Annotated in this window: 10 protein-coding genes; all 10 read right to left on the bottom strand. The window is 54.9% G+C overall.

Annotation, left to right across the window (positions count from 1 at the left end; translation table 11 throughout):
- Positions 1-289: 289 nt before the first annotated feature.
- Positions 290-1,180 (bottom strand): transglutaminase family protein, encoded by an 891-nt coding sequence (locus G6R38_RS13890; protein WP_166826295.1) that lies wholly within the window; start codon positions 1,178-1,180, stop codon positions 290-292.
- Between the two features lie 29 nt (positions 1,181-1,209).
- A complete protein-coding gene (locus G6R38_RS13885) occupies positions 1,210-3,774 on the bottom strand; it encodes a circularly permuted type 2 ATP-grasp protein (RefSeq protein ID WP_166826292.1) in 2,565 nt (854 codons plus the stop codon).
- Between the two features lie 71 nt (positions 3,775-3,845).
- Positions 3,846-7,214: a transglutaminase family protein gene (locus G6R38_RS13880; RefSeq protein WP_166826289.1), complete on the bottom strand. Its 3,369-nt coding sequence runs from the start codon at positions 7,212-7,214 to the stop codon at positions 3,846-3,848.
- Positions 7,215-7,273: 59 nt separating this feature from the next.
- Positions 7,274-8,251 carry an alpha-E domain-containing protein gene (locus G6R38_RS13875; protein WP_166826287.1) on the bottom strand — a complete coding sequence of 326 codons (978 nt, stop codon included), beginning with the start codon at positions 8,249-8,251 and terminating at the stop codon, positions 7,274-7,276.
- Between the two features lie 238 nt (positions 8,252-8,489).
- Positions 8,490-10,019, bottom strand: coding sequence for a circularly permuted type 2 ATP-grasp protein (locus tag G6R38_RS13870; protein ID WP_206028577.1), 1,530 nt, complete (start codon positions 10,017-10,019; stop codon positions 8,490-8,492).
- Positions 10,020-10,216: 197 nt separating this feature from the next.
- Positions 10,217-10,672: an RbsD/FucU family protein gene (locus tag G6R38_RS13865; protein ID WP_166826285.1), complete on the bottom strand. Its 456-nt coding sequence runs from the start codon at positions 10,670-10,672 to the stop codon at positions 10,217-10,219.
- Between the two features lie 9 nt (positions 10,673-10,681).
- The gene (locus G6R38_RS13860; protein WP_166826283.1) at positions 10,682-11,500 is read right to left on the bottom strand and encodes a sugar phosphate isomerase/epimerase family protein; all 819 of its coding nucleotides are present in this window, start codon (positions 11,498-11,500) and stop codon (positions 10,682-10,684) included.
- A 181-nt stretch (positions 11,501-11,681) separates the two neighbouring features.
- On the bottom strand, positions 11,682-13,664 hold the full coding sequence (locus tag G6R38_RS13855; protein ID WP_166826281.1) for a trypsin-like peptidase domain-containing protein: 1,983 nt from the start codon (positions 13,662-13,664) through the stop codon (positions 11,682-11,684).
- Entirely contained in the window at positions 13,661-14,683 is a 1,023-nt protein-coding gene (locus G6R38_RS13850; RefSeq protein ID WP_166826279.1) for a S1C family serine protease, read from the bottom strand. The genes G6R38_RS13855 and G6R38_RS13850 overlap by 4 nt, the downstream gene beginning before the upstream one ends.
- Entirely contained in the window at positions 14,680-16,434 is a 1,755-nt protein-coding gene (locus tag G6R38_RS13845; RefSeq protein ID WP_166826276.1) for a S1C family serine protease, read from the bottom strand. Before G6R38_RS13845 ends, G6R38_RS13850 begins: the two co-directional genes overlap by 4 nt.
- Positions 16,435-16,452 lie beyond the last annotated feature (18 nt).

Raw genomic sequence — 16,452 nt, 5'->3', positions numbered from 1 at the left:
ACTCATTGGAGAGACGCCAATTGACGCTCGCGGCTTGCCCGGCGAACTCAAGACGTGCTCGTGCAGCTAACGTGATCACAATGCGAATTTCGCGCCAAAATGCCTCTTTCGACTGTTGACTTTGACGTTTCTTGTTTCAGCCAAATGGTTTACGGAAAACGATTTATTTCGATTCTCTCTGAATGGGTGAGGGGAATGAGTTAGACACGTCCGTATTGGTCGATCAGCGACCGACCGTCGATCTCAGGGACCGGACATGAGGAATGCCAGCCGAACCAGCGAGGGCGGGCTAAATCGTTGGATCTTGTAGGGGTTCGACGTCTACGGAAACCTTGAGCGTATGCGGTCCGCCACCGATGTAGACACCTTTGACCGGTGTGATGTCGCTGTAATCTCGGCCGTACGCGATCGTCACGTGGTCATTGCCAACGTACACATCGTTGGTTGGGTCGGTATCGATCCAGCCCAACTCTTGACCACACCAAATGGAAACCCAAGCGTGCGAAACATCGGCTCCGACCATGCGTTGCTCGCCGGGGGGAGGACATGTTCGGAGATATCCACTTACGTAACGCGACGGCAATCCGAAAGAACGCAAGATCGCCAACATAACATGAGCAAAATCTTGGCACACGCCACGGCGATTGGCAAAGACCTCGTCGATCGTCGTGCTGACATGCGTGGCCTTTGCATCGAATGTGAAGTCCTCGAACACGCGATTCGTCAATTCCCGAATCGCATCACAAATCGGGCGTTGGGGAGAAAATGTTTGTGCACCGTAGTCTCGGAACTTATCCGCCATTGTGACGCGCGGGGACTCAAACGCAAATTGAAACGCATCCATGGCCGATGGCGAATTCCCGGTGCTGGTTTCGCGGACGACGTCTTCCCACGCCGGTGAAACCATCGAAGCGTCGACATTCGGTCGCTGCACGCGGACTCGACTCTGAGCCCGAATCGTCAATTCCTGAAATCCATCATGGAACGAAAAATGATGAATCTGGTTTCCGAAAAAATCGACGCGCTCGCTCATCGTCGCCGGTGGCGGATAGAGTCGTAAGCGACTCATCTCACAAGTTTGAACCGCCGACGTGCGTGGCGTTAAACACGCCTGATTATGACAGACGGAAACAGATTGCGGATACGAGTACCGCGTAATGTGAGTAATCTGATACAGCACCGAACGACTTCCCAGCAATCACAAGTGAATCAAGACGTGGACCGAGCGAACTCTTGCAAGTGACGCGGCGGACCGGAATGGACGAGGTACCGCCGAGTCAGTGATGTGGAAAGATTCATCAATTCCTGCTCAACGCGTAGCAACAATTGGTTCAGCGAACGCGATTGACTATCCCGTGGATCACACAACTCATGGACATCGGCCATCCGAATTTGATGTAACGCCGACAGAATCGACTTTTGCTCCGCCGATCGCGTTGCCTGTTCCGGATTCTTCGGCAAATGGTTGATGTGTTCGTCAAGCATCATCAGTTGAAAACCCAAACTACGCGGATTGGATTCATCCGTCATCAGGAGATCTAACACCGGTACCCGGCGGATTCTCGACAGGTATCGTGTCCGATAGGTGACCGAGCTATCGGCAACATCCAATACCGATTGCAGCAACGGCACATGCTCTTCGGTATGGTGGGCGAGGGTTTCTTGGAGCAACGTCACCATTTGCAATCCGCGTTCGATTCGCCGACCGATATCGAGGAATCTCCAGGCTTGCCCGCGTGTCATGCTGTCGGTCGTGAGACCGTAAAACGATGCGATATCGAAGACGAGTTGATTGAGGTGGCTCAGAACATCCCCCAAGTCACGCTCGGAATCCTCCGGCACGCGTCGGAAGCGGTGTTCCATCCTGTTGACCATCCGCCAGGTATCCAGAGACACCCGATCCCGCACGAGTGAGGCGAGCCGGAGTGTTTCCCGCACGGTCTGTCGCAGGCTGAGCCGCTCCTCATCTTCGTAAACCGCGTTTAAAAGGATTTTCTCCAATGAGGGCAGAGTGTGACTGAGTTCCTCGACGGCATAGCCGGGTTCGATGAGTCCTCGACTGGCCAACACGCGAACCCAGGCGGCTATCTCGAGATCGATTTCAAAGCTCGGTTCGACGGTCAAACGATCGACAAGGAATCGCACGATTCGGGCCGAGCTGTCGACTTGTTCGAGGTGTCGTCCCAACCAATACAGATTGTCCGCAACACGACTGGGAAGTGCCGCCCCAATTCGTTCGAGAGGTACTTCGGAATCATGCTTGGCGAACAGTGACTCATGTTTGACAGATCGGCTCGAAAGAACCCAAGCGTCCTTACTTTCGTCTCCCGCGGCGATCGAGAGTTCGATGGGGTCCGGTGTGGATGACACCCGAATCAATCCCCCCGGCATGACGGAAAAGGTATCCTCCGACCGAACACTGAATGATCGCAACGCAATATGTCCTTTGCGAAGCTGACCATCACGCCACGTCGGAGCGGTAGAACGAACGATTGTCTCTTGAGCCACAAATTTTGCGGGGTCGGCGTTGATTCGATCTCGCAACTGGGATCGTTCCGCCTCGCTGAGACGCTCGACAATAATTTCTTCGCCACCGCTGGGATCGAAAGCCGGTTTGATCACCAGATTGTTGAAGTGATCCATCACATATTGTCGCTCTTTAGCACCGTAGCACCACCAGGTGGCGATGGACGGGAGTTGGAGTTCTTCTCCTAACAGCTCGCGACACAGCTGCGGGAGAAACGCCATAAACACGGGCGATTCGACCAATTCGCTACCGATCGGATTCGCAATAGAGACGGTGCCTTTCCGAACGCACTGTAGAAGCCCGGGAACTCCGATTGTCGATGTTCCGTCGAGTTCCAACGGATCGAGTTGGCGTTCATAGACCCGGCGGAAGATGACATCGACGGGCATTAATCCGCCAAGCGTTTTCAACCAAACTTTGTCATCTCGCACAGCGAGATCGCCACCTTCGACCAAAGTGTAGCCCAGGTATCGCGCAAGGAAAGCATCCTCAAAATAATAGGGGTCGCCTGGTCCCGGGCTCAGTAACACAACATGCGGGTTTTCCAGGTTCCGCGGCGAAAGATGCAACAGCGTGTCACGCATCTTTCGGAAGAACGAGGCTAACCGTTGCACGTGGCAATCTTGAATGAGTTGTGGCCAAGTTTGTGAGATCACGGTGCGGTTTTCGAGGGCATAACCGCACCCGGTAGCGGATGCCGTCCGATCTGCCATCACCCACCAATTGCCGCCGGAACTTCGTGCGAGATCCGCAGAATACAATGGCAACATCCACGCCTGAGCTTCCGGAAGCATTCCCACGGCCGGACGCAGAAAATTCCGATTGGCATACACAATCGCTGGCGGAAGTAGGCGACGTTTCAAAAGTGTCCGTGGGCCGTACAGGTCGGCAAGAATCAGCTGGAGCAGTCGCCCTCGTTGGGCCAACCCGTCTTGAAGCTTTGTCCAATCGTCCTCTGCGAAGACGACGGGCAAGACGTTCAGTGCCCATGGTCGAATTCGATCGTCGGAATCGGGATGGACGTTGAAGGTGACGCCATTCTCGTAGACCAGTTGGTCGACCAACACCTGGCGGCGATCCAGCTCTCGTAGCGGCTTGCCTTGCAGCGAGTCAAGTAACGGCTTCCACTGGGGGCGTATTGCGGCTTCGGGGGTGATGAAATCATCAAACACCCCTGGGGCCGACTTGTAATCACGAGACAGGAGGTCTCCGACAGCCAGTTGATCTGCCAGAAACGGCGAGTTCATCGTGGTCTCATTTGCTCTGCGATTCATGCTGGCCAATTCTTCGCGAGCGATTCATGCCGTCGAGACCGGAGTCACACCGTTCGGCGAAGATCGAGCGTCAGCGGGAAATCCGGTGTCCGTTCCACCGGCGGAACGGACAGTATACCCGGTGTGTGGCCCGTGCGGAAGAATCGGCCACCACGTCGGCTTTCGGCTTCCAATGCATTGACTGGAAACGTCGTGGGATTCAGCCCACCGGGATGATCAACATGATAACGACAGCCGCCAAGTGAACGTCCATTACGTTGATCCACAATGTCGAACGCCAACGGCGTATGGACAGGGATTGTCGGATGGAGGCAACTCGGGGGTTGCCAAGCCCGATACCGGACACCAGCAACCGCCTCACCGGGTTCGCCTGTCGGATGTAACGGCACGCGACGACCATTGCACAGGATGGCGTGTCGAGATTCCACCAACCCCGTCGCCTTGACTTGCAACCGCTCGACGGAGGAATCGACATAGCGAGCCGTACCGCCGCCACCAGGTTCTTCGCCAAGGACGTACCATGGTTCGATCGCCTGCCGCAATTCGACATGAACACCTTCATACTCGACATGTCCGAGCACGGGGCATCGGAATTCGAAATGAGGCACAAACCATTCGGGACGCATATCGATTCCGACGGTCTGCAACTCGCGGATCACATCGGTAAAATCTTCTTTCAAGAAGTGCGGAAGCATAAACCGATCATGCAGCGCCGTTCCCCACCGGATCAGTTTCTCGTTTGACGGAACTTCCCAGAACCGAGCGACAAGGGCTCTGACCAGCAGTTGCTGCACTAGACTCATCCGCGAATGTGGCGGCATCTCAAATGCTCGGAATTCGAGCAACCCTAGTCGGCCTGTGCTGGAATCGGGTGAGTAGAGCTTGTCGATGCAGAATTCCGCTCGGTGCGTGTTCCCCGTGAGGTCTGTCAAAAGATGACGGAAGACACGGTCAACCAGCCAGGGCGGACAGGCTCCGAACGAGCGATCGGGGATTTGGGCAAACGCCAATTCCAACTCGTAGATGGAATCTCGTCGACCTTCATCCACACGCGGGGCCTGACTCGTCGGCCCAATGAACATACCGGAAAACAAGTAGGACAGTGCAGGATGGTTATTCCAATATCCCAATAAACTCCGCAGCAAATCGGGACGACGGAGAAACGGGCTGTCGGCAGGCGTTGATCCCCCGAGAACAATGTGGTTCCCGCCACCCGTCCCCGTATGTCGCCCGTCGAGCTGAAATTTCTCGGTGCCCAATCGCGTTTGCCGAGCATCCTCGTAGATGTTGGTCGTGATTTCAACCAGTTCTTCCCAGTCGTGAGCCGGTTGAACGTTCACCTCGATCACACCCGGATCCGGCGTGACTTTGATCACTTTGATTCGTGGGTCATCGGGAGGAAGATAGCCTTCAATGATGACCGGAAGCCCCAATGCTTCGGCTGTGCTTTCAACCGAAGCGAGCAATTCCAGATAGTCTTCCAATCGTTCAGCCGGTGGCATGAAAACGTAGAGCCGTCCGTCACGGGGTTCAACGCACAATGCCGTGCGAATCGTGCCTTCCGGTGGAGCCGCCGGTTGCAATTTCTGACGGCGTTCCATGCGTTCTTCTTCGGACAACATTGGTTCCGCGTCCCGCATTTGCACACGCGGACCATCGACGCCAGTACGTTCGTCGGCTGTTGGCGGTTGCGAGTGGAACATCTCCTCGTGTCGCGGTAACGGTTCGCGGTCCTCAAACGGATCGCGTTCGAAGAAGGTCGGCGGGGCCGAGCTTGGAACGACGGGCAAGGTATCCAATGGGAGTCGCAGACCGACGGGCGAATCCCCGGGGATCAGGAACATTCGCTCCGAACGTAATGGCCACGGACCACTGACCCAACGACCAACTGCTTTCGCTTGCCACCATTGTCGACGCAAAGGCAAAACGAACCCGGTCGGTTTGCCAATCCCTCGGTTGAGAACACGCGCCAACCGCCGGCGTTCCTCGGGATCGTCCACATCGGTTTTCAACGGATCGACATTGACCGGCACGCGATGCTCTTGCCGAATGGTCTCCCAGATGTCTTCATACGCGGATACCACCCAACACGAATCGACTCCAAGATTCTCCGCAAGCGTTTCGGTGAAGTGCTCTGCCTGTTCCGGAGTGGTCGTTTGCGGCGATTGATCATCCGCGAGCAAATCGACGTTCTTCCAAAGCGGTTCGCCGTCGGTTCGCCAAAAACACGACAACGCCCATCGTGGCAGCGATTCACCGGGATACCACTTTCCTTGACCGTAATGCAACATGCCCCCGGGCGCGAACCGGCGACGCAAACGGCGGATCAATTCCTCGGCCAATTGCCGTTTCATCGGCCCGACGGCGGCTATGTTCCACTCGTCGCCTTCCATGTCATCGATCGAGACAAACGTGGGCTCACCGCCCATCGTTAACCGAACGTCACCAGTCTTGAGACGCTCGTCGACCGATTGACCAACCTTGAGGACGTCTTCCCATTGCTCTTCGGTGTATGGTTTCGTGACACGGGGATCTTCGTGCACCCGTTGAATTTCCATTGCGAAATCGAATTCAGTTTCGCATTCTTCGAGTCCACCCTCGATCGGCGCCGCCGAACTCGGTGCGGGCGTGCATGCCAGCGGAATGTGTCCTTCGCCAGCAAACAATCCCGATGTCGGGTCGAGCCCCACCCAACCAGCGCCCGGCAAATACACCTCAGCCCAGGCATGCAAGTCGGTGAAATCCGCAGTCGGACCCGCCGGCCCTTCCAGCGGTTTTTCATCCGCCGTCAACTGAATCAAATACCCCGACACAAATCGTGCGGCTAAGCCACAATGTCGAAGCACTTGAACGAGTAGCCAACTCGTATCGCGACACGAGCCCGACTTCTTGGTGAGTGTTTCCTCAGGTGTTTGAACACCCGGCTCCATGCGGATCGTGTAATTAATCAGTTTTTCAAGTTGCTGGTTCAGATCGACCAAGAAGATCGCGGTCCTGCGTGGCGTCCGGTCGATGGTCTCTAGAAACTTCGTCAACTCCGGTCCAAGATCCTCAGTGCGGAGAAAGGGACGCAGATCTTCGCGGAGATGTTCGTCGTACTCGAAGGGAAACTCTTCTGCATAATCTTCGACGAAAAAGTCGAATGGATTGATGACGACCATCTCGGCCTTGAGATCAACCTCGACCGAGAATTTGCGTGTTTTCTCGGGGAAAACCAACCGAGCTTGATAATTCCCGAAGGGATCCTGCTGCCAATTAATGAAGTGTGGCTCTGGTTCGATCTTGAGTGAATAATTCAAAATCGGCGTGCGGCAATGCGGAGCCGGTCGCAAACGTACCACATGAGGCGACAACGAAATCAGCCGATCGTACGAGTACGACGTTCGATGGTTCAGAGCAACGTGAATGGGCATGGCCGGAAGAATTTATACTCTCGGAAGGAAGTGAAAACCGTATGAATCGCTGGCGACAATCAACCACGCTCTTGTTGGACGTGGAAGAAATTCGATTCCACCGCAACGCCAATTTCATTCAATCGGTTTTGGAAGCCATCGATGAATTGATGCATCCCGTTTTCGATCACGTCATCGACACTGGTGTAACTGAGTTCGGCCGTTAGGCGACCGAGAAGTTGCTCGGCAGAATTCCGGTAAACACCCTGCGGTGACCCGGTGATGGCATGCATTGACTGCTCCGCCCGCAGCAACGCGTACCCCATCGATCTCGGAAATTCCCGATCCAATATCAAGAAGCGAGCCACCTTCCGCGGACGAATTCGGCCGTACCGTTTTCGATACATCTGCAAGGCACTGGTGGATTCCAACAATGCCGACCATTGAACGACGTCTAACGGCGTGCCGACATCGCTGGGGTCGGGCAACAGCACGTAGTACTTCACGTCTAACATCCGCGATGTCTTATCGGCACGTTCCAACATGCGACCAATGCGATAGAAGTGCCAACCCTCGTTTCGGGACATCGTCGAGTGTGTCACGCCGCCAATCAGATGACTTCGCCGCTTGACTTCATCGAGAAAGTCATAGGGTTGCCGAAGCGTGTGCGGACGGTCCGCCGCTTCACGGACCATGAGATAGAACTTGTTAATTTCTTCCCACGTCAACGCGGGCAGATTGTCTCGCACCCCCCGGGCGTTTTGACGCGCCATGGAAAGACAGGACAAGATCGAATTCGGGTTGCGTTCGTCGAATGTCAGAAAGCGAAGGACGTTTTCTTCGCTGAAGTGTTCTGGTTCGCACTTTCCGTCGCAGTAGAGTTCCGCGAAGATTTCCTCGTCACCGGTTGTATAAACCAGGGGAGCCCACTGCGGAGACAAAGCGCCCTGAGCCCCCAGGGTCAACGTTTGGTTCACGTCAACAAATCGAGCCACATTCTCGGCACGTTCGATGTAGCGGCTCAACCAATAAATGTATCCGGCGGTACGACACAACATGCGTAAACATTTCCGATGAATTGTGCGACGATCCTAAGAACCGATCGTGCAGTGTCACAAAAAATCCGTCGTCTGGCATTTCGAGTGATGAAGTTGCAATGAATACCTGCCGTCTCGACTCAACAAGTAATCGCTTGACCTGAGATTCACGAGAAAACGCCGAGTCTGAGAACTTTGTTCGATCCGTCACTGGGGAGCGACGGCGACTCGAACTCAGAATCGAAGTTCGGGCAACCCACTACGATTGACTCTGAGATTGGCTCATGCCACCCGTAGACTGAGACTGCATGGAGTTCTCAAAACCTGAAGACGACTCGGCTTCCCGCCACGCCGACTTACCAGAGGCAGAGCCGATGACCCACGTATCTTTGCTGCCACCGCCTTGCGACGAGTTCACAATCATCGAACCTTGCCGCAACGCGACACGAGTCAATCCGCCTGGCAGCACATAAGTTTCGTTTCCGGTCAGGATAAATGGTCGAAGATCGACATGTCGCGGCTCGAGTTGATCACCAATCAGCGTTGGGACAGTCGAGAGAGTGAGCATCGGCTGGGCAATGAAGTTCCGCGGATTTTGGCGAATCGCATCGGCACATGTGGCTTGCTCAGACTCCGTCGCTTGCGGTCCCAGCATGATCCCGTATCCGCCGGATTCGTTGGTCGGTTTCACGACCAGTTCGTTCATGTGATCAAGCACATGCTGCCGCTGCTGCGCGTCTGAGCAAAGATAGGTCGGCACATTGTTCAGGATCGCGTCTTCGCCAAGATAGTATTTGATGATTTGCGGAACGTACGCATAAATGGCTTTGTCATCCGCGATTCCCGTTCCCGGGGCATTCGCGAGTGTGACACGCCCCGCCTTGTAGACTTCCATCAACCCAGGCACGCCCAGTGCCGAGTTGGATCGAAAACATTTCGGATCGAGGAAGTCGTCGTCAATCCGGCGGTAGATGACGTCAACACGTTTCATTCCATGCGTTGTCTGCATGAACACGAAACCGTCATCGACGACCAAGTCTTGTCCTTCGACGAGTTCCACCCCCATTTGCTGAGCCAAGAACGAGTGCTCGAAATAGGCGGAGTTGTAGATCCCCGGTGTCAGCACGACGGCGGTCGGTTCGTCCAATCCGGCCGGTGCGGTGTCCAAAAGCGTCGATAGCAATCGCTCGGGATAATCTTCCACGGGTGCGACCGAGGCCCCGCGAAACACCTCCGGTAGCGTTCGCTTCATCAGTTCTCGATTCTCAAGAACGTAGGAAACACCAGACGGGCAGCGGAGGTTGTCTTCAAGAACGTAAATTTGCCCGTCGCGATCGCGGACCAAATCGGTCCCGGTTACATGAACCCAAACGCCATTTGGCGGATGAAACCCCTCGCACTCTTTGCGATAGGTCGTGGCCGTCGCGACGATTTCTTCCGGCAGGACGCCGTCTTTGATGATTTTCTTGTCGTTGTAGATGTCGTCGATGAATAGGTTCAGAGCATGAATTCGTTGCTCCAATCCTTTTTCGATCCCCCCCCACTCCGTGGCGTCCATGATCCGTGGGATCAGGTCGACGGGCCAAACTTTTTCAGTCCCTCGATCGTCGCCATAAACGGCAAACGTAATTCCGAGGTTTAAAAGCAAGGCTTCCGCACGCCGCTGTCGAGTCCGAAGTTCCTCTCCGCTGAACCCTCGGAGATGCTCGACAAGGTCCGGCAGTCGCGGTGGACCGCCCGTTGAAAACACCTCATCGAAGAACCCGTCACAACAGTATGCATCAAACATAATACACGATATCGAATCGAGTAAACCGCCTACATGCGGCGAAGATTTGTGTTTGTTTTCTACCCTTTCAAACGAAGCAAATCCCGCGCCGTCACGACAAGTAAATTTTCCACAAGCGTAGACGGCTCTAAGCGTTTCAGTGGTGCCATGTTATTAAGCAGTTGAGCTTTGTTTGTTGGCATCATGCGACACCGTGATTAGTTTTCGGGGGCCACCCGACACCCCATCGTTAGTAATACGTTCGCCCACAAGGACTGATCTGCTGTTTGAATCGTCAACACGTGATCGGGAGACTCGACGGCTTCGTAGAAATCCCACTTCTCGATCGGCTCCAATTCCAGCGGCGAATTTGCCTCCTGCAGGACTTGCCGATACTCCGCCCATACCGTCGGCTCCCCTTGTTCCGCGTATGGGTCGTCTGGTGGGATCCCCATAGTATTGACGGCATCCAACGGTACCGCGGATAGCAGTGCACGCAGCACCTGCGACACCGTGACCACACCCGGAGACAGATTCAGACTGACCAACGTGGCATTCGGACCACGTTTCGTCGACGCTGGGTAATTGCCGTCGGCGATCAAGATTTTCGAATGATGCCCCGCAGCGCCGAGGACGCCGTTAATTTCGGGATGGACCAGTTGATGCTTCAGCATGATGAAACGCTAATCCCGGAACCATTTTTTGAATTGAGAAATTGTCTGTTCGGCCGCTGCATTCGGATCGGGCCAGGGAAAAGCCTCGGCAGACGCGTAGCCGTCGTAACCGATTTCCTTGAGTGCCGCGGCAATCGGGGCATAGTCCATGTGCCCATTCCCCGTGGGTCGCCGATTGGAATCGACGAAGTGCACATGACCGATGAAACTTCCACCCGCGCGAATCGCGTCGGCCAGATTGACCTCTTCGATGTTCATATGGAACAGGTCGGCGAGCAGTTTCACATTCTCGGATTTCAACGTCTTCAAGAACGCAACACCATCGTCAATCGTGTTGATGAGATTGGTTTCATACCGGTTGAGCGGTTCGTAGATCAGACGCGTGCCATGTTGTTCAGCGTCGGCTCCCAATCGGTCCAACGCATCCCGCAAGAGGTCAAGAGCAGCATCTTTGCTGAGCCGGTTGCCCCACTTGCCCTGCATTGAGCCAATAATCGCTGGTGCTCCGAACTCCGAACCGAATTCGATCATGGATCGCACGAACTCAATCGCGATCTCTCGGCGTGCCCGATCGGTGTCGATCAAACTGAGACCATCGATCACCATCCCCGCACCGGTTCCGACCGCTGCGAGTTTCAATTGATGCTGATCGAGTAAGCTCTTTAGCTCTCCCGAGTCCACGACATTTGGCGACGGAGCAAAAAGCTCGATGGCGTCGTACCCCAATTTCGAGGCTAACTCGCATGCGGCAGGCAAGTCGTCCCACAATACAAATGGACCACCGCGGGCTTCCTCGACCAAACTCACAGTAACGGCAGACTGAATCATAGCAACCAACAGAATGGGAGTGACTGGGCGTAATCGACCAGGAAACGTGGACGAACGCCCATATGAATGCGTATATGAAGAGACAGAGTCGCGGACACAATTCCAGTGCGTCGAGCGATGGTCGTAGTGTAACGACTCTTATGGCGTCTGTCGCGTATCCCGATTCTGTCGGAACAGCTTTTTAGATTCGGTCGAGCAAATCGGCCCAAATTGCTAGGGACTCGACGTCAGCTTTCTCTGGGTAGATCCCACTTTTGAGGCCGTCAATTTCTTGCAAGGTCGCGGGGAATTTTAGTTTCCGCAGAGCTTCAACCGATGCGTTGATCCGTGGCTTCAATGGATCATCCGGCCCGACAATGAATTGAAACTGCTGCCGAAAATCCGGATCGTTCTCCGGCAATTTGCCTCGAAGTGGTGTGCCAACGCCGCTGAAGCCTGCGAACAGATCACGATTCTTAAGCACCAACTGCAAGCCAAATGGCCCCCCTTCGGCCATCGTGTGGACAAACACCCGGTCTTGGTCAATCGAGTAGTCCGCCAGGAATTTTTCGACCAATTGTTTGACAACGGCGGTTTCGGGAAGTGTCCAACGTGTGATGTTCTCCGCCCGTGGCGCGAGCAGAATCAAACCTCTCTGCTCACAGATCACTCGCCATTTGTTGAGGATCGCGGCTTCCATCGTGTCGTCATTCGGATGAATCCAAACCATAAGACCATACGAGGCCGCTGGGTTGTACCCGTCTGGCACGTACGCCCAGTATGTCATCTCGCCATCAGGAATGGTGCCCGAGAAGTGTCCGACTTCGGGGCGTTCGACCGCATCACCGGCGGGCACAATCGCAACGCTTCGCAATTCATCAGGCAGTTGATCGGGAATGGCGGCTAACTCGACTTCTTTTGTATTCGGTTTCCCTTCGCTCGACCAAGTCACGCTCGCTGTATCACCGGGCTGCATTCGGCTCACGAGATCGAGCAGCACTTCCGCATTTGGCGTCTCTGTTTTATCGAACGCTACAATGCGATCTCGGTTCTTTAGCCCCAGCTTCGCGGCTGGACTGTCGAGGAAGACATACCGGACACCAACCCCCTCGGCGTTCTCCGAGGATTGTCGCTCCGGCAGAATCCCGAGGAACCCGGACTCGTAGGGAGCCAGTTCCGCTACCAATTCAATGTCGGCGGAGATGTTTTCCTCACCTCGCTTCACAGTAATCGAGAGCCGATCACCCGCGTAGTACTTACCCATGGCGTGTTTGATTTCGGACTGACTCGCAACGTCCGTATCACCGATTTTCACCAGCACATCACCCGATTCAATTCCCGCCTTGTCCGCCGGGGAATTCACACGGACCCGGTCGATTGTCGGGTCGACGCCGAGAAGTCCTGATGCTCCCGGAAAGCTGACACCTAACAATCCACGATGAAGATCTTCGCCTTTCTTCATCCGATCGAGAACACGGTTGATGTCCGCCAGCGGAATCGCGAACCCGATGCCACCGTCGTACCATTCCACACCAGCCGCTTCGTCAGTCCCCTGTGGCGAGAGCGGCACAACCACCCCCATCACGCGGCCTTGGATATCCACCAACGGACCACCGTAATTCACGGGCGATGTCTTCGCGTCCGTTTGAATGGCCTTCCCCCAAATGCGATCTAACGCACTGACGATGCCGACCGACACGCTCGGGAGATTTTCGTCGAATGTTCGTCCCATGGCCAGTGCCCATTGTCCGACGCGGATTTCCTCTGCCGGAGCGGTGACGGCAGGCGTCAGGTCGTCGGCGTCCACTTTCAGCAGCGTGAGCATCTTCGAGTGATCGGTCGCGACGATCTTCGCCGGTAGCGGTCGCCCATCTGGATGACGCACCACGATTGACGTCGGTTGATTCACAAAATTGAAAGAACTGGTGATGACAAACCCATCCGACGAAACGACGACTCCCGTCGTCGGTCCTTCGGCGGCGAGGATTTGACCAACGCGATCCAGACCGCCCACCGTTTGAATCCGCACGATGGACGGCTCCGCAAGTGCAGCCGCTTCCCGAAACGCCTTTTCTTCGGCTTCCTCGAGATCTTCGGCATGGCATACCGACGTTCCGAGCATGATCAAGGCGACGTGAACGCAAAATAAACTGGCGATCGTCTTCGAAAAATGCAAATGGGTCATTGATCCGACTTCTTTGGTGCAGTCAGTTGGATGGTGATGAGTCGATTCTTCCGACGCACGATCATTTCAAACCGATCACCGGATTCGAGAGCCCCCAATTTTCGCTTCAACTCTCGGGCTGATTGGACAAGCTCATTGTCAACGAACAGCACGAGATCATCGGGCTGAAGTCCCTGACTCGCCGCGGCCGTTCCCGGAAGCACAGATTCAATATAGGCCGGTGTGCGAAAAACCACATCCGGCACCATCACCAAGCCGAAATCGAGCGGTCGATAACGATCCGGTGCGTCTTCATCAGGTTTTTCATCCTCGACGTATGTGCCGGCAATGATGGCATCAATGGTCTTCGTCAACACAGGAAGCGGGATGGCGTAGTTCACCCACGTGTTGCTGCGTGCGTTGCGAACCTCTTTGCCGATCACCCCCACCAGTTCGCCCGTGCGAGTCAGTACAATTCCACCGGCCGCCCCCGGATTGTTCGTAATGGCATCCATGATATAGACCGGCCCGTCATACGGTATTTGAAAGGCACCACGACGGGCTGCGAGATCAGTCTTCGCCGCCACCACACCGTGTAAAACAGAAACCGGTTCATCTCCGGCCGCCACATTGAACATATTGCTAAAGGCGAGAACACGTTGACCGACAGCAACCGTTTTTGCGGTGGATAACTCGAAGTGATCCAGTTCTGTCGTCAGATTTTCAATCTTGAGTACCGCGATGTCGAGTTGTGGCTCAGCACCGATCAGTTTGGCTTCAAATCGGCGACCGTCATCCAGCACAACACTGACTTGGTCCGCATCGAGAATATGACTCCATGCGGTTGCGATGTGTCCGTCTTTCGAGACAAGAAAGCCGGTACCGTAGCCTGCGAGACCGCGGAGCCCTCCCGCTCCAAACAACTTGACGACTCGTGGCAACGCGTATTCAATTGTTTCTCTGGTGGACTTGGCAAAGAGTCCGCTTTGGATTCCAAGATTGACGACGGAGGCCAGCAGCAATATTCGTAACCACCTCATTTCTGCCCCTCCGCTTTTGAGAAGTCCGCTTTCGAGATCTGATACGTCGCGAACGTCTCGCCGATGTGTCGCACAAGCAATTCCGACGGGAACTGTCGGCCATCGACATCTTGACGCTGTTGGATTCGCACCTCACATGGCAGGGCATCTTCCGACAGGTATGTATCGAACCCGAGCAATTGCTGATTCGTCTGATCGAAGTACCATCGAATCTCAGTCGTGATCCATTTTGAGATCAAAACATCAACACGCGGACCATTGCCATCGAGCGGTTCCGCCCCGAGGTAGTAGGTATCGCTAAACGGTTTCTTCCCTTCCGTGAGCAGCAAGCGATACGCCGCCAGACTGGTCAGCAAGCCACCGCTACCGGGCGGCAGATCGGTGGGGGTCCCGTCCAAACCGAGTTTTTGTGAAAACTCCTGGTTTCCCTGCTGCATTTCGACGGATTGGTCATTGATGATTAATTCGAACTCCTGGCCATCACCTGTTTGCCCAGCAATTGTCCAAGACCCATTCAACGACGAAAAGTCGCCGGTCGAATTCAACCCTTCGAAAATCCGGTCTTGTTCCTGCTCATTGAAATAGTAATTGGCGAAGCCAGGTTTCTTCACCAACATATGAGCGTATTCCGCTGGTGGTTTCGGTTTCGAGTGACCCGGAATTTGCGGCATCTTCGGTTTCTTGGGGTCGTCTTTGGGAGCATCTGGTTTCGGTTGCTTGGGCGGTTCGACGGGCTTTTTGTCGAACACCATCTCCGAAGCTCGGTGTAACGCCCGTAATCGTGGATAAATCGTCTGTCGATCTTGCTCCTGCCGATAAGTCAACGGAAGCTTCCATCCCTTGGGGTAGATTCCAAGCACATTTTTGAACTGGTTGACACTACGAATCGGGCGACCGGCAAAAGAAATGAGCTCGTCACCGGAACGTAGCCCGAGTTTATACGCCTCAGAGTTTTCGAGGATGTTGGCCACCATCACGGTCCCATCGGTTCGCGTGGTGACGGTTGCTCCGAGTGTTGCATGGTCGACGATCCGTCCGCTTTTTAGGTGCTCCATGAAATGCTTGATCTGGTTGATCGAAATCGCATAGCCCGCACCGGAATTGACCCGCCCCCGTTTCTCGAACGACCCCCGACCGTTGATACCAATCACCTTGCCGTCGTCACTGAACAACGGCCCGCCCGAGTTTCCGGGATTGATCGACGAGTCGACCTGGATACAGTCGGTGTATTCGAGAAAGTTGTTACTCGCCGGTTCTTGATACCGATGGACCCCGCTCACGATTCCATAAGTGATCGTTGGTCGAAAATCTGTCGCGAGCAGGAATGGGTTGCCCATCGCGTAGGCCCAGTCGCCAACACGGACCTCGTCGCTGTCTCCCAGCGTGGCGGCGGGGAAATCATCTCGGCCAAGGAGCTTGATCATGGCGACGTCGCCAGTCGGGTCGATTCCCACGATCACGGCATCATAAAGCCGGCCATCGTTCAGACCACACTTCATGAAATCGCCGGCACCACTTGTGACATGAAAGTTCGTAAGTGCATAACCGTCGGGCGAGATCAGCACCCCCGATCCACCACCGCCACCACTTGCACCGAAGATCGCGACGACGGTTTTCGATACCCGCTCAATCACCTCGATCCGTCGTTGTTGAGCTTCAAGCACGGCTTTGTCGACGGCGAAGGAAACGGTCGGATCGCTTCCGAAGGTGCCGACCAATGCAGCGAAAAATATCAGAGCGAGTCGGTTCACGTTACAATTCCTCTCAAT

The sequence above is a fragment of the Thalassoroseus pseudoceratinae genome (assembly GCF_011634775.1).
Lineage (GTDB): Bacteria > Planctomycetota > Planctomycetia > Planctomycetales > Planctomycetaceae > Thalassoroseus > Thalassoroseus pseudoceratinae.
Note: the sequence above shows the minus strand (reverse complement) of the source record. Positions and strands in the feature narration are given on the sequence as shown.